This is a genomic window from Photorhabdus aballayi (assembly GCF_026153155.1).
Classification (GTDB): Bacteria; Pseudomonadota; Gammaproteobacteria; order Enterobacterales; family Enterobacteriaceae; genus Photorhabdus; species Photorhabdus luminescens.
In genome coordinates this window covers 1-19,697 of sequence record NZ_JAPFCD010000075.1, presented here as the reverse complement: position 1 = coordinate 19,697, position 19,697 = coordinate 1, and the positions used below count along the sequence as shown (strand labels likewise).

General features: G+C 41.7%; 24 protein-coding genes and 2 pseudogenes. 20 read left to right on the top strand and 6 right to left on the bottom strand.

Annotation, left to right across the window (positions count from 1 at the left end; genetic code table 11):
* The 3 genes from OO184_RS22820 to OO184_RS22810 form a co-directional block, all read left to right on the top strand.
* On the top strand, positions 1–967 hold a 967-nt coding region (locus OO184_RS22820; protein WP_312023716.1), incomplete at its 5' end, for an HNH endonuclease.
* Between the two features lie 327 nt (positions 968–1,294).
* Positions 1,295–1,453 carry a hypothetical protein gene (locus OO184_RS22815; protein ID WP_265381145.1) on the top strand — a complete coding sequence of 53 codons (159 nt, stop codon included), beginning with the start codon at positions 1,295–1,297 and terminating at the stop codon, positions 1,451–1,453.
* A gap of 272 nt (positions 1,454–1,725) precedes the next feature.
* A complete protein-coding gene (locus tag OO184_RS22810; RefSeq protein WP_265381144.1) occupies positions 1,726–2,415 on the top strand; it encodes a hypothetical protein in 690 nt (229 codons plus the stop codon).
* 1,249 nt (positions 2,416–3,664) lie between these two features.
* Here OO184_RS22810 and OO184_RS22805 read toward each other — a convergent pair.
* Positions 3,665–3,844, bottom strand: coding sequence for a hypothetical protein (locus OO184_RS22805; protein ID WP_265381143.1), 180 nt, complete (start codon positions 3,842–3,844; stop codon positions 3,665–3,667).
* A gap of 82 nt (positions 3,845–3,926) precedes the next feature.
* Between OO184_RS22805 and OO184_RS22800 the strand changes: the two genes are divergently transcribed.
* Complete coding sequence (locus OO184_RS22800; RefSeq protein WP_265381142.1) at positions 3,927–4,343, top strand: hypothetical protein; 417 nt, start codon at positions 3,927–3,929, stop codon at positions 4,341–4,343.
* A 409-nt stretch (positions 4,344–4,752) separates the two neighbouring features.
* Here the strand turns inward: OO184_RS22800 and OO184_RS22795 are convergent, their stop codons facing one another.
* Positions 4,753–4,959 carry a helix-turn-helix domain-containing protein gene (locus tag OO184_RS22795; protein WP_265381147.1) on the bottom strand — a complete coding sequence of 69 codons (207 nt, stop codon included), beginning with the start codon at positions 4,957–4,959 and terminating at the stop codon, positions 4,753–4,755.
* A gap of 264 nt (positions 4,960–5,223) precedes the next feature.
* On the opposite strand from OO184_RS22795, the gene OO184_RS22790 reads away from it, so the two are divergent.
* The 14 genes and pseudogenes from OO184_RS22790 (at position 5,224) to OO184_RS22725 (ending at position 13,949) form a co-directional block, all read left to right on the top strand.
* On the top strand, positions 5,224–5,559 hold the full coding sequence (locus OO184_RS22790) for a helix-turn-helix transcriptional regulator (protein WP_240043091.1): 336 nt from the start codon (positions 5,224–5,226) through the stop codon (positions 5,557–5,559).
* Between the two features lie 432 nt (positions 5,560–5,991).
* Complete coding sequence (locus OO184_RS22785; protein WP_265381141.1) at positions 5,992–6,297, top strand: VOC family protein; 306 nt, start codon at positions 5,992–5,994, stop codon at positions 6,295–6,297.
* Between the two features lie 98 nt (positions 6,298–6,395).
* A pseudogene (locus tag OO184_RS22780) lies at positions 6,396–7,103 on the top strand (AMP-binding protein); the annotation flags it as partial.
* A 44-nt stretch (positions 7,104–7,147) separates the two neighbouring features.
* Positions 7,148–7,735, top strand: coding sequence for a DUF2726 domain-containing protein (locus tag OO184_RS22775; protein ID WP_265381140.1), 588 nt, complete (start codon positions 7,148–7,150; stop codon positions 7,733–7,735).
* A gap of 134 nt (positions 7,736–7,869) precedes the next feature.
* Entirely contained in the window at positions 7,870–8,319 is a 450-nt protein-coding gene (locus OO184_RS22770) for a hypothetical protein (RefSeq protein WP_265381139.1), read from the top strand.
* On the top strand, positions 8,291–8,758 hold the full coding sequence (locus OO184_RS22765) for a hypothetical protein (protein WP_265381138.1): 468 nt from the start codon (positions 8,291–8,293) through the stop codon (positions 8,756–8,758). Before OO184_RS22770 ends, OO184_RS22765 begins: the two co-directional genes overlap by 29 nt.
* 59 nt (positions 8,759–8,817) lie before the next feature.
* Positions 8,818–9,018 carry a hypothetical protein gene (locus tag OO184_RS22760; protein ID WP_265381137.1) on the top strand — a complete coding sequence of 67 codons (201 nt, stop codon included), beginning with the start codon at positions 8,818–8,820 and terminating at the stop codon, positions 9,016–9,018.
* A 439-nt stretch (positions 9,019–9,457) separates the two neighbouring features.
* Positions 9,458–9,784 carry a hypothetical protein gene (locus tag OO184_RS22755; RefSeq protein WP_265381136.1) on the top strand — a complete coding sequence of 109 codons (327 nt, stop codon included), beginning with the start codon at positions 9,458–9,460 and terminating at the stop codon, positions 9,782–9,784.
* A gap of 137 nt (positions 9,785–9,921) precedes the next feature.
* Positions 9,922–10,161, top strand: a complete 240-nt coding sequence (locus OO184_RS22750) for a hypothetical protein (protein ID WP_265381135.1) — start codon at positions 9,922–9,924, stop codon at positions 10,159–10,161.
* Entirely contained in the window at positions 10,142–10,411 is a 270-nt protein-coding gene (locus tag OO184_RS22745; protein ID WP_265381134.1) for a hypothetical protein, read from the top strand. Before OO184_RS22750 ends, OO184_RS22745 begins: the two co-directional genes overlap by 20 nt.
* Positions 10,412–11,264: 853 nt before the next feature.
* Entirely contained in the window at positions 11,265–12,140 is an 876-nt protein-coding gene (locus OO184_RS22740; RefSeq protein WP_265381133.1) for a DNA adenine methylase, read from the top strand.
* Positions 12,141–12,639: 499 nt separating this feature from the next.
* Complete coding sequence (locus OO184_RS22735) at positions 12,640–13,200, top strand: hypothetical protein (protein WP_265381132.1); 561 nt, start codon at positions 12,640–12,642, stop codon at positions 13,198–13,200.
* Positions 13,201–13,249: 49 nt separating this feature from the next.
* On the top strand, positions 13,250–13,543 hold the full coding sequence (locus OO184_RS22730; RefSeq protein ID WP_265381131.1) for a hypothetical protein: 294 nt from the start codon (positions 13,250–13,252) through the stop codon (positions 13,541–13,543).
* A gap of 226 nt (positions 13,544–13,769) precedes the next feature.
* Complete coding sequence (locus OO184_RS22725; RefSeq protein WP_265381130.1) at positions 13,770–13,949, top strand: hypothetical protein; 180 nt, start codon at positions 13,770–13,772, stop codon at positions 13,947–13,949.
* Positions 13,950–14,140: 191 nt separating this feature from the next.
* Here the strand turns inward: OO184_RS22725 and OO184_RS22720 are convergent.
* From OO184_RS22720 to OO184_RS22705, 4 genes and pseudogenes are all read right to left on the bottom strand, one after another.
* Positions 14,141–14,287 (bottom strand): annotated as a pseudogene (locus OO184_RS22720) (IS1595 family transposase); the annotation flags it as partial.
* Positions 14,288–14,345: 58 nt separating this feature from the next.
* The gene (locus OO184_RS22715; protein WP_265381129.1) at positions 14,346–14,477 is read right to left on the bottom strand and encodes a helix-turn-helix transcriptional regulator; all 132 of its coding nucleotides are present in this window, start codon (positions 14,475–14,477) and stop codon (positions 14,346–14,348) included.
* A 57-nt stretch (positions 14,478–14,534) separates the two neighbouring features.
* Positions 14,535–15,221 (bottom strand): PAS and helix-turn-helix domain-containing protein, encoded by a 687-nt coding sequence (locus OO184_RS22710; RefSeq protein WP_265381128.1) that lies wholly within the window; start codon positions 15,219–15,221, stop codon positions 14,535–14,537.
* Positions 15,222–15,440: 219 nt separating this feature from the next.
* Positions 15,441–15,677, bottom strand: a complete 237-nt coding sequence (locus OO184_RS22705) for a helix-turn-helix domain-containing protein (RefSeq protein ID WP_283256371.1) — start codon at positions 15,675–15,677, stop codon at positions 15,441–15,443.
* Between the two features lie 937 nt (positions 15,678–16,614).
* Between OO184_RS22705 and OO184_RS22700 the strand changes: the two genes are divergently transcribed.
* Complete coding sequence (locus OO184_RS22700) at positions 16,615–18,279, top strand: ShlB/FhaC/HecB family hemolysin secretion/activation protein (protein ID WP_265381127.1); 1,665 nt, start codon at positions 16,615–16,617, stop codon at positions 18,277–18,279.
* 48 nt (positions 18,280–18,327) lie between these two features.
* Positions 18,328–19,697, top strand: a 1,370-nt coding sequence (locus OO184_RS22695) for a two-partner secretion domain-containing protein (RefSeq protein WP_265381126.1), incomplete at its 3' end; no start/stop codon positions are given.

The window sequence follows — 19,697 nt, the reverse complement described above, 5'->3', positions numbered from 1 at the left end:
TCACGTCCGGTTCCGTGAGTGCCTTGGGGGGAGGTTCCCCGGGGCGACTCGACTTCTAATCGGAATTATTGGCTCAAAAAATGAAGCAGTGCAAGTGATGAAAGAAGTCACTGAATTTGTGGAATCAGAGCTAAAACTTGAAGTTTCTAAAGAAAAATCAAGCATAGTAGATCCTAAGCAAGGTTTTGTCTTTCTCGGATATGAAGTTAAATGTCGTAGGGAAAACAAACGAGTTAAATGTGTTGTGGGACACAACTCGGATGGCAGTAAAACGCACGCTGTGAAGCGTACTATTACTGAACATATTCACCTTGGTGTACCAAGAGAGAAAATCCAAAGATTTTGCGCTCTTCGTGGCTATGGGGAATACGATTCACACAATGATAAGAGTAGTAGCAAGCCTGTAATGGCATTTTTATCTGATTACGAAATAATCAGCCAATACAATGCTGAAATGCGTGGCTTTGCAAACTACTATAACTTGTCGCCAGTTCTGTATCTCAATAAATTACATTGGATATGGATGAATAGCTTATTCAAAACACTGGCAAATAAGCATCAGACATCAAGGACTAAGATTGCTAAGCGATTGAAGCAGCCCGATGGAAAATACGTTCATCGTGAGAGTCGTAACAATAAAGTCTACGAACTGGAAATTTTTCAGTTGAAAAACAGAAGCGTGTCGATGGCAGAGTTCGTTGATCCGTTACCGAATACATTTAAGTATACGTCCCAAACTGAACTGCTCGATAGAATGGCAGCCAGAAAATGTGAGTATTGTGGTATTCAATCTGGATATCTGGAAGTTCACCATGTGCGGAAACTAAAAGATATCAAGGGTGATACAGAGCCTTGGAAACGACTAATGATCTCTCGAAGAAGAAAGACTTTAGTTTTATGCAAAGACTGTCACATTGATTTACATCGTGGAAAGTTACCTGACTATCGTAATCTTGCTAAAGTCTAACGGAGAGCCGTATGCATAGAAATGTGCATGTACGGTTCGGTGGGGGGACAACGGCTAACCCTATCGGCAAAATGTTTGAATAGGGCGCACGTGTTCTACCCAATGATTTACCTCAGACAATAAATGTAAAAAATATTTATTAATGCCCTTATAAATAAGGGAGTTAATGTCTTTGTTGTTTGTTTTTTATGTAAAAAATATGTTGACGCATTCACAGGCGTTTGTATATGCACTCCGGGTTTTCGGTGATCTCCGTGCAGTTTTGCAGTGGCTTCATGCTAACTCTGAGACTTTTATGTTTTTAACCTGAACACACCAGAACAAGCTTTGACAAACTCTACAATGGCCGATGAGCGGTTGGTGAATGATTTTGCCGCAATGGGAAACCGTATTGAAAATCGCACTCAAGAAATTAGAAATATCGGAGCCATCTTAAAGCATGGTGATCTTATTGATATTACAAAAGAATATGGCTTGATTAAGTGAAAATCTTATTGGTCTGGCAATTTTGTCAACCAAATATATAGTGGTAATTTGATTTTTGATTACCACTTTTTATCAGCAGAATAGAGAATATAGCAAAATACAATTCACTACCACGAGGGAAAATATGAGAAAAATATTGATATCAGTATCTTACCGCTTAACATGGTCAAATTCTGCATGGGAGCAAAAACAGCATCTCAATGCGTTATATCAAATGCGGCATGGAAAAGCCCATGAACATCCACATTCAACGGAAATGGAGACGCGCGGTCATGAATGATAAACACTCTTTTACAGGTCATAATATTGACCTACTGGGCGCATCCCAGCAGGAATTTACTATCCTGACCGAAAATGCCCTCATGCGTGAAATTATCCTGAAGTTACGCGATCTGATGAGCGAAACTGATGGTGTGGTGATAAAAGACAACATTATTCCGTGGTCTGAAGTGTTACCACTAGCCGATTCGATACCTCCTACTGAGAGCACTGAAGCGGAAATTAAAGCATGGATGATTACAGCGTGCGAGCTCTGGCAGCAGAAATATAACGCTTCCATTCAGGATACGTTGGCAAAACGTATCAGCTCTGATAGTACCATCGAAAATGACAACCTTTATCTTTTGAATATCAACAATATCAACCATCTTATCCTTGATAGCTTGTTACCTTATGTGGATCTGGGGACCATGAAGGAGAAAAATCCTGAACTGGCACAAACAGTGTGTGACATGGTCAACGTCATGTTAGCTATTTCGAAGGGAGCAGTATTGACCAACATTGTCAGAACAGATATCTATTGTGCCGGCGTTGATGACGCTTTGATGGCTCTCCAGAATCGGTACAACGAACTGAAATCTGCCGGTCAAGATACCTCATGGCTGGAAGAGGCAATGCAAATTATCACTGACAGCAAACAGCAATCTCTCGACATTATTAATCAAGAGATAAAACGCAGCTGATGGGTACTGATTTAATTTTTACCCTGAAATGATAAAACTGGAAACAGAACCTGAGCTTTATCTTATAGAAACGTATCGTTCTGTGTAGGGAAATACTGTGGCCTAGAACTGCTCTGTTAATCGTATCGGTGGAAATATGAAAAAACAAACCAATCAGGAGCGTTCCTTTTCAAAGGTGCGCAAATTTACGAAAAAATCTATTCGCCACAAATTATCAGGCTACAGCCTTCGTGGTAGTCAGCTTAACGTTGAAACTAGGCGCATTATAGCTGGGCCTTCTGGTACTGAGACAGGTACATACCCGCTTAGTTGGTCACACCATCAGCTGGGTAGTTGCATGGAACGCTTGTTCATATGTTGCGAATCACTAGTCTGTAACATCCGGAGCGTTAAAGAGAAGGGCTATGAGGGACCTCAACATCGAAATGTCATATCAATTAGTAAACGCTATCTGGCTGTATAACGTAATCATCAAGTGGAGGGGATATGGAACCACGTTTTTGGTTAATCTCTATATTGCTATCCATATTATTACAGACGCCGCTATCATGCATTATACACCAGGTGAACGACGGTTCAGATACACGCCCCCAGAGAAGTACTCATAACGAGAAAAAAGGATAAATATACAGCCTGCCTTGAGCAGGCATTTTTATCACTATCATGTGTTGACAGCGTTTATTCCTTGAGCCTCTAAAAACTAGAAATCACCATAATTCAGCTCATATCTCTTGGATAAGTTGATATCTACTTTTTTCCCATTTAATTGAATAGGGACAAATAATGAACCATACTAGATGTCATAAGACTAATATTTCGCACTTTTACTCTTGGGATAAACGAGAGATTCCATATTTGTCATAATAAGTTCAATGTCTTCCTCAACATACTGTTTAAAAAGATAAAAATCCTCATAAACATTTTTCATGAAAATGTCTTGAGCCCATTAGATCCACCTTATTTGTCTTTATTGTTAACGCGAACGCCAGCTTCAAGCTCTATTCTTAATTTATCATCACCACGGAAAGTAATTAAAAGAAATATAATTTATAAAATATAAGCATCAAGGAAGAAAATGGGTTTCATTTTTCCGGTTCCTCTTTAAAACACACTGGCATCTATTTCTCCAGCTTTCGTTAATGAGTAAACAACCTGTAACGTCTGACGATATCGGTATTTATCAAATCATCAAATATTCCACGCTGTACCAGTGTCCTGTATGAAACCCGTAGGTTTGACTTCGAAATCTCTACAGATTAACCAATCCGGTAAATAGCACCAGATTTCGCTGACGTTCTTTCAGAAGAATCATCAGATACAAAATATCTTTTATAATGCCGAGTAGCGATGTTTCTTCGTTACGGTCATGGAAATACCTCTTATTCATATATGGTATGAATAACATAAAAAATACACCACGTTTTGTCATGCTTTTTCCTTCGTGCAGTTTTACTACCATAGTAAGATCACTTCGACTTCAGCTGTAATTCGCTGAATATTTAGGGGGGGTTATGAAAAAAGTAACAAGAGTGATGTTGGTTCTGGCCGGGTCATCGTTCTGCACAAACGCCTTTGCGAATGTACCACTGAATCCTGATGGTTCTCCAGTAGCAGGCCAGTCGGTTGCTCAGTATCTGCAATTGAAAAAAGAATGTCCTGAATGCGTTATGGTGGCTCAGGACATCGTTAAAATGCGCATGCGATACTGCAAGCAGAGCACTACGGTTGATTCGATTATTTTACAGGATCCGATTTACAGCTACCTGAATAGTATCCGACTACTTGTCAGTAACAACGGGGGATATACCAACCTTGTTTACACTTCCGCCCGGCAAATTGTTGCAGCTAACGTGAACTGTAATGACAGCAATGATTGGATTCAGCGCAGTCAGAAAGTAATGGAAAATACGTTCAATACCGGCAACTGATCACTATCTCTTAAATTCCGAGGATCATTTTTGCTTGAAAATTTCGCAAGAACCTATTGTCAACGATGATCAGTCTCTTTGTTGATACAGAGAAGTTATTGCACAGATCAGTGGTGATTTCCTTTTCTTCTTTCTTGTCATATTAACCTCAACTAACACCTGCTAAATATACATACAATTGTCAGTCGAGGTCTAAAAAGTCACAAATAATATTATAGAGGGCCCCTGCTAGAACCCTAGCGTGTCTATTCTACAGGTAAAATACGGCTCAAAATATGTAAAACATTATAAGGAACGACATTTTCTTATGTCAGATCAACCCATTCCCCTTCGGATATGTTCATCCTTCATATAGCAACTTGCCATTGTCAGGTAATTAGGCTCTAGTTAGGCTTAAACTCACCCATTTCTACTCTTTACAACGTGAAGGCCAAATATCGGATGGATTTAAACCTAATTCAGTGGCGATTAATTCTTCTCCTCTTGGCCACGGACGACGTAATGCATTATTTAGTGTCGATGATGCTAATCCAGCTTTGCGGGAAACTGTTGCAAGATTTGTTCCTTGCTTTTTAAGTGCTGCAATGATGTCCGCTGGATGCCAGTCTTGATTCAAATTAGCTTTCACAACGATCCTTCCTTTTATTTAATAATTTCTTAATGTTATAATAACTTATAAATATTATTTATTCCCTGGTGAATATAAAGAATAAAGTGATCTTAGGAAAATCCATCTATGTGATAGTCCATTAAAAACACCCCATAAAATGAACCCAGGGTCATTATATGGGTCTATCGCATATTCTGAAACAGTGATAAAAAATAGTCAAGATAAAACCATGAAAAACATTTGTATTTTTTATATATGAAGCCAAAGCGATTGGTAGCTGCACGAAAGGGGCGGAACTTAAGTCAACAAGCGCTAGGAAAGGCGTTAGGAGTCATTGATTCAGAACAAGCACGAAAAAAAATCGGAAGATATGAAACAGGAGCTGTAACTCCTACGTATGAAACAGCCTGTCAGATAGCTAAGATATTGAATGTACCAGAATGCTATTTCTATATTGACGACGATCTTTTCGCCATACAAGTTTTGACGTTATACGAAAATAACTTTTCTAGTGATCCAATTATTAAACTAAAAGAAAAAAATCAGGAATACAAACAAGCACTAAAGGATATAAAACGCACTATAAATTCGCTAGAAGACCTCTAGTACTGCGAACAGTTTTACTACGGCTCAAAACTATATTCTGTGGCATCAACCTTTGGTCTGGCACCGGTATTCATTTGTCACTGTTTGCTTTTCACTACATTATTCATAACGTAAGCTAATTTATCCAACGATTGACTGAGGAGCGGGATGTACAAAGGGTTCTGGTGAAATAAGAAAATTATGTGCCCTGATGTAGGCCATCAACTTGCGTGCATAATTTTTCCCCTGGTTTTATGGATAACTTTCTTCATCTGGCGGCGTTCATTTCAGGATATTGGTGCTATGATCGGCATAACTCAGTCCGGTGAGTGATTTGTTTTGATTTAGCGATTGATCAGATCGCAAAAATCGGACTGAGTTCCCTTCAAGGGAGCTACAATTTTGGAATTTTATTTAGCCTAATGAGATAGGTCCCAAAAAAGGAGGCGCAACATGCTAACTAACATTCTTACTGATAACTTAATGAGTACACGGGATTTATTTGTCAACCTCTTGAATTTTAATATTGAATACGAATCTAACTGGTTTATTTCAATGTCTTCTGAAAAACATGGACAAGTTTCCGCTTTCTTAAGAACGAGTGAATTTATTCCAGACGTATACCAGAAGTCTTGCCAGGGGCTTATCATCACTTGTATTGTAGAAAATGTTGAATCTTATTATTTGAAAGCACAGAAATTTGGATTCAATATTGTTGAACCACCACGTGATTTGCCCTATGGTCACGTCGCCTTCTGATTCAAGATGAAAGTGGTGCTTTACTAGATATATCAGCACCAACTGCGTCACTTGATCCCAGTTATAGATAATCCAAGCTTCGGTTTTTTTCTAAAGGAGGAAAAGTTATTCTGTCGAAAGATCCCAGTCCTGATACAAGTTTCGATTTGATTTCACAACATGCTGTAACTCACATTGCTTTAGTACCTCTATTAGCACATCATTGGGTCAATGCTGCTAGTCGATATACAAGAAACCTAACAAGCTTAGAAGTTGTTCAGGTAAGAGGAGCCAAAGTAAGTTTGGAGTTGGCTCAAGCTATTATGAACTGTTTCCCAAATCCTCTTCAGCAATCTTATGGTATGGGTGAAGGATTCTTATCACAAACTCATCGTAAAGATCCTGAGAGCGTAAAACTTCAAACTCAAGGTAAGCCCTTGTCTATGTATGATCAATATCGTGTTGTAGATAAAAATGGGCAGATCATCCATACACGACCTGCTCAAGGTATCCTTGAGGTGAATGGGCCTTATACCATAGGAGCCTATTTTAATGCACCTGAAGCAAATAGAGAGTCTTTTACTGACGATGGTTTCTATCGTACAGGTGGTGTAGTTCAAATAAATCTTGATGGTACTTTAACAGTGATTGGCCGATCTAATGATGTTATTAATAAAGGGGGAGAGAAGGTTGGGCCAGATGAATTGGAAGAACTACTAATTCGTTTTCCTAGAGTTAAAGAAGTTGCTGTTTTTGCAATTGAAGATCATATCATGGGACATAGGATTGGTGTAGCGATGGTTGCTGAGGGAAAATTAGTCTTGTAAAAAAGAGGGGTACAATAGATTTTATATGGTAATCGGGGGTAACAATGCCACTTAAATTTATCGCAATAATCGTCTTTTTTATAGGAATGGCAGGTTTGGTACTGGCTTTTTTCTGGGATAGAAAAAAACCAAAGAATGATGAACTGCTTCCTCAGCAGGAAGAGTGGAATCCAGAAGCTGTAGATATTAACGAAAGCAGCAATATGTCAGCTATCTATTCCGGACTACAGAAACATAAATACCTGCTTCCCAAAGATTCCAACTCGCTTTATACCAGGTTAAGCAGTTTATTTGCAGATCAGTACAACATTGCGCCTCGTGTTCGTATGGCCGACATTATTCTGACTAAAGAACAGGATATTACGAAACAATATGATGATGTAAAAAGTGCAATGTCAGTACTGTCAGTCACGGTATTTGACTTTGTCCTGACCGATCCCCATACCGGCGAAATTAAACTGGCGATGATTACTGAAGACCAACTGGAACACAGTAGTAACCGAGAGTTTATTGTAGGGCTTATGAGCTATTTAAATTTCCCTCTCTATCCATATGAACAACTGGCTGGTATGGATGACAATGAATTAGCTATTAGTATATCAGAAACAATAGACAGCGCTTTTTATACCTAAATATAAATAACCTGCGAGATCAAGCTTTGTCATTTATAAATGCGTGGTAGGATCAAATTGAGAGCGAATCTATAGGTATAGCTATGAACAAACAACAACCTTTATGGACGAGTGATCTCACCGTAGGATCCTGTGTGTTTATCAAAAATAATACCGGTCTGCTTTTTGCCCGTCATGTAACAGGCGTCAGTGAGAGAGAGTTCTTGGTGGAAGGCATTCAATCGTCATTTAACAAAACAACGGCGTGTAATATCGAAGGTACGCAGGCGTATCCGGACCGATATGATATCCGGGAAAAATATAGCCTTCAGAAACAGCGTGAATTTCTGGTTGGGCTAGACGTCTGTAAGCTAACTGATCTACAAATTAAGCATATGCTGGCCGGTTTATCGCTGGCGCGTAAAGCGGGCGATAACACCAAATATAGTCATAATATTCATGCTGATGCAAAGAATAAAATACTCCATTGCATTCAACATGGCCTATCGGATTTGCAGGTGATATATCTGCTTGCCAGTTTAAGCATGACTGTTAAACAAGAGGGAAAAGAAAGCCATGAGCTCACCGAAATCAAAACAAAATAAAGGCTCTCGGCACCAGTCCAAATTATCCACAGAAGAACTGACTCAGTCTAAAGAAGTGGCTTTAAGCCTAGTTGCCAACCAGCGATTGGTCATTTTCTGGGGAGTGCTTGGCCTTTCTATTTTAACTTGCCTAGGTATTCTTTTACTGAAGCAGAAAACCGTAAAAGAGAGCTGGGATTTAGGTGAGCTGGTGAACGGTATTAGCGTTTCTGATTATTACACCAAAGAGAACAACTACCTAACCACTACGAAAAGCACCTTCATGGTAAAAGCTATTTTCACCAGTTTTCCCGGAACGAAGGTGAGAATGCAACAACATTATGACGGCCATTATTATATCTGCGGCCATACTGCCGAAAGCTGTTTTTCTATACCTGAGACACAAGGCGTGGAAATTCGTCAGAAGATACTGAAGGCTGATAATAAAGTGGATCATTAATCATCAATTTGTAGCTCAGCTTTTTCATATTGGCTTAGGTGATCAGCAAGCTGGAAGAAATGAACCTTAATGACAGAACTGACATCATGACCGTAGGCACTATGATTGAAGTCATTTATGGCCGGGTAGAACCGTACAGTGAAATACTCAAGATGGCGTCGGAAAGGATTATCCTACCACTCTACGAAGCAATGGAAAGTCGGTCAATCATTACCGAATTGATCTATCATGGGTGCATACTATTGGGATACCCGTGCTGATTTTAACGCAGCTATAAAATCACATTTCAGGGCACTTTTTTGTATGCCCAGTATGTGGGAGAGATTCCCTATATAATCAGGGAAAGACTGTTCTTGGAACGAACGAAATGATGTGCGAAGATATGGATATGGATATGGATATGGAATTTTTGCTCGACTTCATATAACCTTAGCAATGACATAAAAATACTCATACTTGCTGAGTTCCTTTCTAGTTTTACTGCTTATTCAATTTCCTATCATAGTTTTACTGGCGTAATACGGTGAGGAAGAGTAGCAGGAATCCAGAAACAAGAGCTATAGATAAAGTGAGATAGTTAAAACCTCATTAAATACCCCGTTAGGACGGGGTTTTTTTTGTCTTTCGGCAACCAGTCCGCTCCCCCATATTTTGTCACACGCCATCCCCAATGGATAATATTTTATTTAAGGGGGAATCATGACCAACTTGCCAGCTATTACCGGCGCACCGGATGAAAACAACACATCTTTAATCGCGCTCTATCTCCCAGATGAAAATACTGGGAAAGGAGTCACTGAACACACAGGTTTCAAAGTCATTAACGGCATCAAAGAACTTTTAAAAGAATATCAGCACACTAAGGACTGCATGACCAATCTCTATCACTCGGTTATGGATAACCGACATACAGCAGCATGGAGCTTTTTCTGTAACGCCTGTGACAACTCCCTTAGCAGGACATTGGCTCTCGAAGGATTTTTCTGTCTTGAACAATCTATATACGCACTCGACCAATGCTATTGAGATCGGCTTCTGACCCTGACCGGTGTACGTGACTTCATGCCCGCCCACTAATCGCCGGAATGAATGGAGAAAAAATATCAATGACTGGTGCAAAGCCTCCCTAAGAGCTTCAACGACATGAAACATTAAACGGTGAGATGCCAGACCACAAAACTCACCAGTTTTATCCTTCTTGCGGTGAACTTCAGCTCCGGGCAGTTGGTGAATGTGAACTGTCTGCCGGTATGCGTTTGCTAGAGTCCAGCATCGGTTTCTGTGGATTATTGAAAGGTCTTCCTGATGGTGTTGCGGTAACTGGGATAGAAATAAACCGTATCGCAACGCAAATTATCGGTGAACGCTGGCCGGCGCTTCAAGGTGCTAGAGAAACAGTTTGAGCCATTTGCTCGTATACTGATGAACCATCCGTATTCAGAAGGTCGTTGGAAACAGCATATAAAACACGCCCGTCAGTTTGTAAAGCCAGGTGGCCGTATTATTGCCATCCTCCCGGGTACCGCTACGGATGAAAAACTTCACGATATACTTGGGGAGGATTGTGACATTAATAACCTAGGAGTCTATGAGCACGCCTTTGAGTACACCGGCGTTATCGTAAAACTCTTTTCCATCGACATTCACTGCTAAATCTCGTCACCTGTCCCCCTGAGACTAAAATCAAGTCACGATTACCTGAACTGGTGATCGTGACTTATTTTTCTGTTTTCAATTAATCACAACTCGATAAATTGGTAACTGAAAACTATGTTTTTTCATTATCGAATGGAACGGCATTTTCTCCTGTTGCCACAAAGGAAGTTATTCATGGCTCTTGTAATGTTATCTTCTCGATGAGGAATAGATTCACCGGCAGGAATGAGATGCTGTTTCTGTAGGGAAAAATCTGATTCCATAATTCCAACAAGTACGCCATCAGGGAATACGATGACTTTACATACCCACAACCGATGAGATACTGAAAACCTTGGGCATTGACCGCCTAATGTTTGATTCCTTCATACTACTGGCAACGAAGAACCAAGCTGATAAATGGGGACGTTTTGCCCCCTTTGTTGTTCTTCGTTGTCATAACATTCGTGAGAAAATTAATAATGTTTGAATCACTTTGGGGGCGTAATGTTGGGCTTTTAAAATTATACAGAAACTCTCCAAAGGGGACGGCAGAACATCTCGTTATGAAAAAAATAATTAGGAAAATAGAAGAGAATATAGAGTGAACTTAGTAAACATGAAAAGAAGGCTCTGGAAGCACTGAAAAAAGTTCAAATGGATACGACCAACCCTCTGTTACCTAAGACACTGGAGGGTAAATGCTCATGGAGGATTCTAACCGGATCCAAATGCGTTAAAAGTTCATTGGGACAACATATCCCATATATTATTGTTTATGTTGAATAAGGTTTTTAATAATGATTATGACCATAAGTGAAAAAGTGTTTTGCAGTGGCCTTGACTTAATCGGATTTAAACAGGAAAAAGTATGTCAGCTACACCTTCACCGCTAAGATATCCAGGAGGTAAAGCCGCAATCCAGAGGATGATTTCGGCTATAATTTGTTCAAATAACCTTAATGGTGGGCACTATGCAGAACCTTATTCAGGTGGGGGTGGGCTTGCTCTATCATTATTGTTTAACCAATATATTCACGAAATCCACCTAAATGATCTTGACCGTTCAATTTGGTCATTCTGGCATAGTATATTGAATGATACTGAGAAATTTATTGATAAAATAATGACCACAGATATCACAATAGATGAGTGGCATAAGCAGAGAGAAATACAAAATAACAAAGACGACTTTAATAATTTCGACTTGGGTTTTTCTTCTTTTTTTCTGAACAGAACTAATCGTTCTGGAATTATATTGAAAGCAGGAGTAATGGGTGGTCTAAAGCAAAATAGCAAATACTCCCTTGATTGTAGATTCAACAAAAAAGGGTTAATTGATAGAATAAGAAGGATAAACAAATACAAGCATAGAATACATCTATATAATATGGATGCTATTAATTTTATAAAGGAGATTGATTTAACCATGCCTGAAAAATCTATGTTTTGTATAGACCCTCCTTACTTTGACAAGGGCTCTTCACTCTATACTAACTTTTATAATACTGAAGACCATGAAATTGTGTCTAAGACTATTTTAGGAATTAAACATCCATGGGTGTTAACTTATGATAATGTTAGTGAAATTAATGAATTATATAAAGATTGCAAACGTTTTACATACTCATTGAATTATTCTGTCGCAAAAAGGAGAGTCAGTACAGAATTACTAATAACAAAAAATAACATTATCATCCCAAATGAGTTAAATATAAATGAAATAGTTACTACGGTAGCCTCTTAAAGGACAATTAATCTGCCAGAATGTATAATATAATCAGATATTTTAACCATAAATAAAATGTGATTAATTTTTTAAACTTGGCAAGAGAGAGCCGTCTTTAGTTGTTTTTGCCAGTTTAATATAGAAGTAATGTTCTATAAACCTCATTGATTATTGGAATAAAAATCCTTAGCGTAAGTTTTCGTTCCATTGAGCGTCAGTCCTAATAGAACCTGATATTCACGATGAGGTAGCAGCTCCATAGCTGTGTTTTTTGCGGTCAATATATTTAAAACTCGGGGGGTTAATGTACGTTTTTACTCACGCTAAAGTCGGCATTAAAGAAATGAATCCAATCATGCTGGATTCCCTGAAGTCACTTTTTAGCTTTTATGGGTTGTTCATGCTACTCGCACCTGTAGTGATTGGCGGTGGTCTGCTAACGTTCTTCATGCAGAGTGTTACGATGGATATGGTCGGATATATCATCCTCCAGCCAGTGATATTGAGCGTGTACTCTATGACGCTCCTGACTCGTTACAAGATGGGGGAGCCCAGTCTTGGTTCTTGGCGTGAATTGCGCAATATCCTGATAACTATCCTCTTCGGACCATTAATGACAATCATCCTGATTATTCTGCTCTGGGGGCTACATTCGTATACTTCTTCAGCTTACGCCAACGACATAATTCCGAATGCCATGACAGTGGAAATGTCTCCTTCACTGAAAGCCGGTCCAATATCCACAAACGGTGTGCTGGGAATATTCCCGATTTACTTCAACATGTTCAGTCTCGCTGCTTTCTCTACCTTTTTGGGGATGCCAATGCTGCTGATGTTTCTCCCGGCCATAGTGCGTTGTAATGCTCCTTTATTTAAAAATATCGGCGTAATACTGAAGGCCATATCCCGTAATTTTGGGATCATGATAGTCGTATCCATCCTCGCAATTTTCCTGCTGTCTGTCTGGAGTTACTTCTCCCTCCGGTATGAATGGGTGATTCTGACATCGACAGTATCTATCGCATTTTTGTCCGGGGTACTTTATCGGATCACTGTTCTGGCATTACCACACCAATAGTTCAGTCATCTGGCCGAGCAACCGACCTATTATCTTTGATGAGGCTATAATGAAGACCATTTATCTCAAACTCGCACTATATCTCATTCTGCTGATTAGGCAGTTTCCAGCATACGCTAGTGGGAAGGAAGTTAAGAGTAAAGATGATGCACGATTGCTGATCGATACTCACGCTTCTGAAATCGTTTCTGCTGTCGCCTGTAAAGGGTACATGGATGGAGGCGCTGCACGCACTAATCTGGCGCTCACTAAAACTGAAGATGCCCTTAAGAGTGCCATTAACAATGCAGAAGTAGCAAAGCACCTGACCGAGCAAATTCATCAATCCATTATTGAAAGCTAGTTTGATGAGCAATTCAATGAAATCAGCGCTGATACATCCATGCGCATTGCAAAGTGTGCTCAGCTGGTGGCAGGCCATGCTGAACGTGCCGCTGAAATTGACCGTCAGCTGGATATTCAGTAGCAAACCGGATTGCAGTCCTTAGCCAAGGATAATTAAAGCTCCAAGAAGCACTTATATTTTTTTGAGACAATATACATGGCCAAGAACAAATTCAGGATTACCCATGCTTACACAATTAACAAAGCGTCTTTCTATGGCGGGAAACCAACCTTCACTTACTGAGCTAAACCATATACTGGCCTATCTACAGCTGATACATTTCTCTCTGCCCAATTTCTCATTCTTGGATGATGATATTGGTGAACTGGACGCGGTTGTACTTCTGCATAATATTTACCAGTAAACCCCGCATGTGGATGGGTTAATCTCGTTGGAGATCGGCTTAACAATAACGTCTATTCCGCTCAGGAACACGCTGATTTATACGTAGTGGAGAAAATATGCAGCAACCTGAAGACATAATCTGGCCTCATTCAATTAATTTTATGTTACTCACTATTTTTCTTCAATGGAGTGTTCATCGACATAATCAGCGATAAGGACTCTGAGGCGGTGAAAATAGTAAGCTGAAGTCGTTTTGTTGACACCCACTAACTCTGCCGCAGTGCGAGCTGTAGCCCCTGCCACAAAGAGCTCCTGAAGACGTTTTTGCTTGTATTGGCTAATCCGACTTTTTCTCATTGGGATATCCTAGATCAAATGACTTATCTAGGACAGCCCCAAGATTAAAATTATTAACTCAACAATACTCTTTTAACTGCTGGCTAGAGTGAATATAGATTTTACGGTATATCCTTGCTATATGTTTTTCAACTTTGCGATAGACAATATCCAATATTATTCCAATCTGCTTTCTTGTGTATTTTTGCAAGAAAATGAAAATAATATCCTACTCATGTTCAATAAAAAGACTATTTTAATCTATCAATTAAGGAAAAATTCTGCTTTCTGGATGCACAAATCTTTCTGGTACATAAAGATCATAATCATTTGTGCGACAATACTCTTCCAGTTGATAACTGGAGTGGACACCGATCCGTTTATATATACGCGAGATATGGGTTTCAACTGTCCGATAGGAAAGATTTAACATTCTACCGATTTGCTTACTGGTATATTTGTGTAGCATGAGGAAAATAACATCCCATTCCCGTGGAGTAAATAAATCCGTCGGAGGTTGAAATAATATTGATGCTGGCAATTTTCCACGAAATAGACGGATAAATGAGAAATCCTCAACTTTATAGCAATGAAGCAAAGTGCCTACACATTCATATTCATTATTGTATAACGGATATTTCTCACAAAAATAAGATGACAAGAATTTATCGCTCCCGAACATATGTGTTTCAAGCGAACATACTCTTTCTTCGTTCTTCATCACACTTTGATCGTGAATAACGTATTCTTTTGCAAACTCAGCCCCATCCCAGGGGAGTTCATCATCATACCTCCCTTCGTAATCAAATGAGCTGTCAAAATTTTGAAAAGCTTTACACGCTTGATTACCAAAAATCCAGCACGAATTTTTATCCTTTATTCCCCAAGGTTCATTACTTTGCCGCATAGTATTGATAACTTGAGGTGAAATACTTAACTTACTGACGTAGTCCATAATGAAATCCTATTAATTTTCTTACTAAAAAATGTTTACAGAAGGTTCGATAAAATCATCTTCCCCAAAGATAAAGATATACCCCCATTTAAAACTCATAAACACAATTACATATTGTGTTGCAAAAATAATAACTTTACATCGAAGTATTCCAATTTCACAGTTTAATCATGATAAAGGGTTCTGCTTAACAGAGCCCATAAAAATTTGAAGTTTATTTTATTTAAAATATCTGCTAGGCCAGATCTCGCAAGGATCACAATTTAATGCGGCAGCAATAAGACGTTCACCTTTGGGCCACGGACGGTGCAGAGCATTACTTAAGGTGGATGGAGCAAGCCCCGCTTCTCTTGAAACAGTAGAAAGATTTGTTCCTTGTTTTTTTAATGCTGCAATAATATCAGCTGGGTGCCAGTCGTTTTTTACAATCATTTCTTCTTCTCCTAGTTTGGCCATTCAAGGCACTATGTTCATATTCTCTTCAAATTAATATTTTTATATTGTTACAGCCTTTTCCCTGAGTCCGCCGTCGCGGAATACTATAAAAATAAATATCATAAATTAATTTTAATTGATTAGAATACTAAAGAAGTTTAGCTGTTATTTGGAAATAATGTAAGAGTGATCAATACGGTAATGGAAATATTTAAATAAACTCGCCAATTACAGAAAGTGATGTCAACAAATCATGCTATTTATCCCTATAATTACGAAGGATGATCTTCTGGTAGAACGAGCAACAGGTAAAAAGCAGTATTGGTTTGGATAAATCCTCACTGGAGATCTTTGGCTCTTTAGGATTCATGATTTTTACAATCTGTAAGTTAATTACGGAGCAATAGCACTGGACTTATTTTTACTTGATATAGTTTGTTTAACCAAAATCGATATGAGCAGCCCAACTAAACATCAAGCAGAAATTAGGTGCATAACCACTACCAACACTAGCCACCTGCTGTCTGATGGTTATCCCCCAATCTGCAATAGCATAGCGCCAGTGCTGCCAACTGAGCTAAAAATTACCATCTAACCTCATCAAAAAAGAAAATATTTCATCACCAATTTACGACAAGCATCACTTTGTCAGTGATTTCATGCTGAAATCAAACATCATAAATGTGACATATATCACATAATTAACACAAAAAATGAAATTAATTTGAAATTATTAGAATTGGTTATTAAATGATTAATATTAATCTGTTTTTTATACAATATTGTCACAAAATAATCATATTGCCTGTTTTTTGCCTTTCAATATAACCCCTTGTTTTTGCTGCTATCTTAACCAACTCCCTCATTTTAGATGCCCGGCTGATCATCAATCCTAAATGTTGATCGCTAAGCCAAATTCATGGTTAATACCGCTCTAGCATTGTGGAATAGAAAGTCAATGAAAAGCAGTATTTTAGTGTTTGCGGTTTTTTATAGTGTAGTCTCAGGCAGTCAGGCCGCAGACCTCTCAGCACAACAACTCATTCATCAACAGGCCCGCCAGCAAGCCCTGGAGGCGCAATTAGCCCCGCCCCCTGCGGAAGTTCACCTGTCGGTACCCGAACAGGCGGCGTCTTCCGCATTTCCGCGGGAAACGCCGTGTTTTCCGATCACCCGCGTCGTGTTGACCGGCACCGAAAATTTCCCGCACTGGTTGCCGTTCAGACGTGTCGCCCAACAGGGCGAAAACCATTGCCTCGGCGCTCAGGGCATTAACCGGCTGATGACCGAATTGCAAGATCAGCTGATTAATCACGGCTATGTCACCAGCCGGGTTCTGGTTCCTCGCCAGGATTTGCGTACCCAAACGCTAAAACTGGTGATGATACCGGGCAACATCCGGCATATCCGTTATACCCCTGACAGCGGAAAATATATCCAGCGGATAACCCCCTTTCCCGCGCGTGAAGGAAAATTGCTGGATTTACGGGATATCGAGCAGGGACTGGAAAACTTGCAACGTTTCCCGACCGTTCAGGCGGAGATGAATATTGTCCCGGCAGAACAACCGGGGGAGAGTGATATTGTGCTGGACTGGCGTCAGTCCCGGCACTGGCGAATCGCCACGTATCTGGATGATACCGGGTCGAAAAGCACCGGCCGTTATCAGGGCGGACTCACCTTTTTTCTGGATAACCCGCTGGCGTTAAGCGACCTGTTCTATCTCTCCGGTGGGCGCGATATTCATGCGTCTGCCGGGAAAGGCAGCCAAAACGACACGCTCTATTACTCGCTGCCCTTCGGCTACTGGATGGCGAGCGTGACCGCCAGTCACTACGATTATACCCAGACGATAGCCGGGCTGAATCAGGCGATTCAATACCGGGGCAAAAGCCAAAACCTGGCGATCCAGATCAGCCGGGTGCTACACCGCAACGCCGACCAGAAAACCCTGCTCAACAGTGAAATTTATCGCCGGGCGTCCCGTAATTTTATTGACAACACTGAAATCGATGTTCAGCGCCGGGAAACCGCAGGCTGGAAGCTGGGACTGTCCCATCATCACACTATCGGCAACGCCACTCTCGATACCAGGGTCACTTACCAACAGGGCATGCGCTGGTTTGGCGCACAACCGGCACCGGAAGAGTACCGCAATGAAGGGACTGCCTTACCTAAAATCACCCAATTCTCGGCGACGCTTTCTGGACCGTTAACGCTGTTTGATCAGCCCTTCTCTTATCAAACCCAGTATTTGCGCCAGATAAGCGCCAGCCCATTGACGCCCCAGGATCGCTTTTCAATTGGCGGCCGCTGGACGGTACGCGGCTTTGATGGCGAGTTGACCTTATCCGCTGACCGGGGCTGGTACAGCCGGAACGAACTGGACTGGCAAACCCCGCTGAAAGGGCAGTCGCTGTATCTGGGGATCGACTATGGCGAAGTGGGCGGACGGGGCAGTGACGTTCTGCTCGGAAAACATCTGGCGGGGAGCGCCCTGGGCTGGCGAGGCAACCTGAAAGGGGTGAGCTACGACCTGTTTGTCGGCGTCCCGCTGTCCAAACCCGCCGGTTTCCAAACCTCCCCGGTCACGGCCGGATTCAACCTGTATTGGCAGTATTAATTCAAATAGCAAAACTGCCAGTGGGTAGTGTTGTGTGGAGCAAAAATCATGAACAAGCAGTTATATCGTATTATCTTTAATCAGGCCCGTCAGATGTGGATGGTGGTGGCCGAGATAGTGTGTGCCGGGCGCGGACGAACCGGACGCCGCGTTCGTCGCCCCTCTTCACCGCAACGTCGTTGTCGGCTTACTGCGCTACGGTTTGGGGTGTTATTCGCCCTTGGCGGGATTTCACTCACCGCACAGGCGGCGATTGTGGCTGATGGGCAGGCACCGGGGCGTCAGCAGCCGACCATCATTCGCAGCGCCAACGGCACGCCGCAGGTTAATATCCAGACGCCCGGCACCGATGGCGTTTCTCACAACAGCTACCGTCAGTTTGATGTGGATAAACAAGGGGTTATCCTCAATAACAGCCATCAGGCCACGCAGACCCAACTGGGCGGCATGGTGGCCGGTAATCCGTGGTTAGCCAAAGGGGATGCCAGCATTATCCTCAATGAAGTCAACAGCCACGACCGCAGTCACCTCAACGGCTGGATTGAAGTGGCCGGGCATAAAGCCGAGGTGATTATTGCCAACCCTTCGGGGATCACCTGTAACGGCTGCGGGTTTATTAACGCGCACCGCACTACGCTCACCACCGGACAAGCCCTGATGGAACGGGGCCGGTTGAAAGGGTTTGATGTCAATCAGGGGGAAGTGCGGATTGACGGGCACGGCATGGACAGCACCCGGCAAAGTTACACCGATATTATCGCCCGTTCGGTGGCGATTAACGCCAAATTACATGCGCAAGACCTGAAAGTGACTGCCGGGCGCAATCGGGTGGATGCGGCACACCAGAAGATTGAGAAAAAATCCGCTGAGGCCACTGACCAGCCGGAGTTTGCGTTGGATGTGGCGGCACTGGGCGGCATGTATGCCCATAAAATTAGGCTAATAGGTACCGAAACGGGGGTGGGCGTCCATAATGCCGGCAATATCGGGGCCTCAGCCGGGGACGTGCATATTACCGCCGATGGCTGGATAGAAAATCGCGGCACCATCAGCAGCCGTGACGGGCTGCAATTAACGTCGTCTGCCGATGTCACTAACGCGGGCAAATTGTTGTCACAATCATCGGTGAATTTACAGGCGGGCGGCGCGTTAAAGAATCAGGGCCGGGTAGAGGCCCGCAGCGATACCACCGTCACCGCAGGCACCATACACAGCAGCCATGACAGCGTCTGGGCCGCCGGACTGGATGATAAGGGCAACACCACCCGCCCCGGTTCACTGACCCTGACCGCGCAACACGTTCAGGCCAATGGCAAAAATCTGGCGACCGATACGCTGGCCGTCCACAGTCAACAGATTGACCTGAGCGACAGCCAGACCGCCGCCAGTCAGATTCAATTGAATGCCAGTCAACAGGG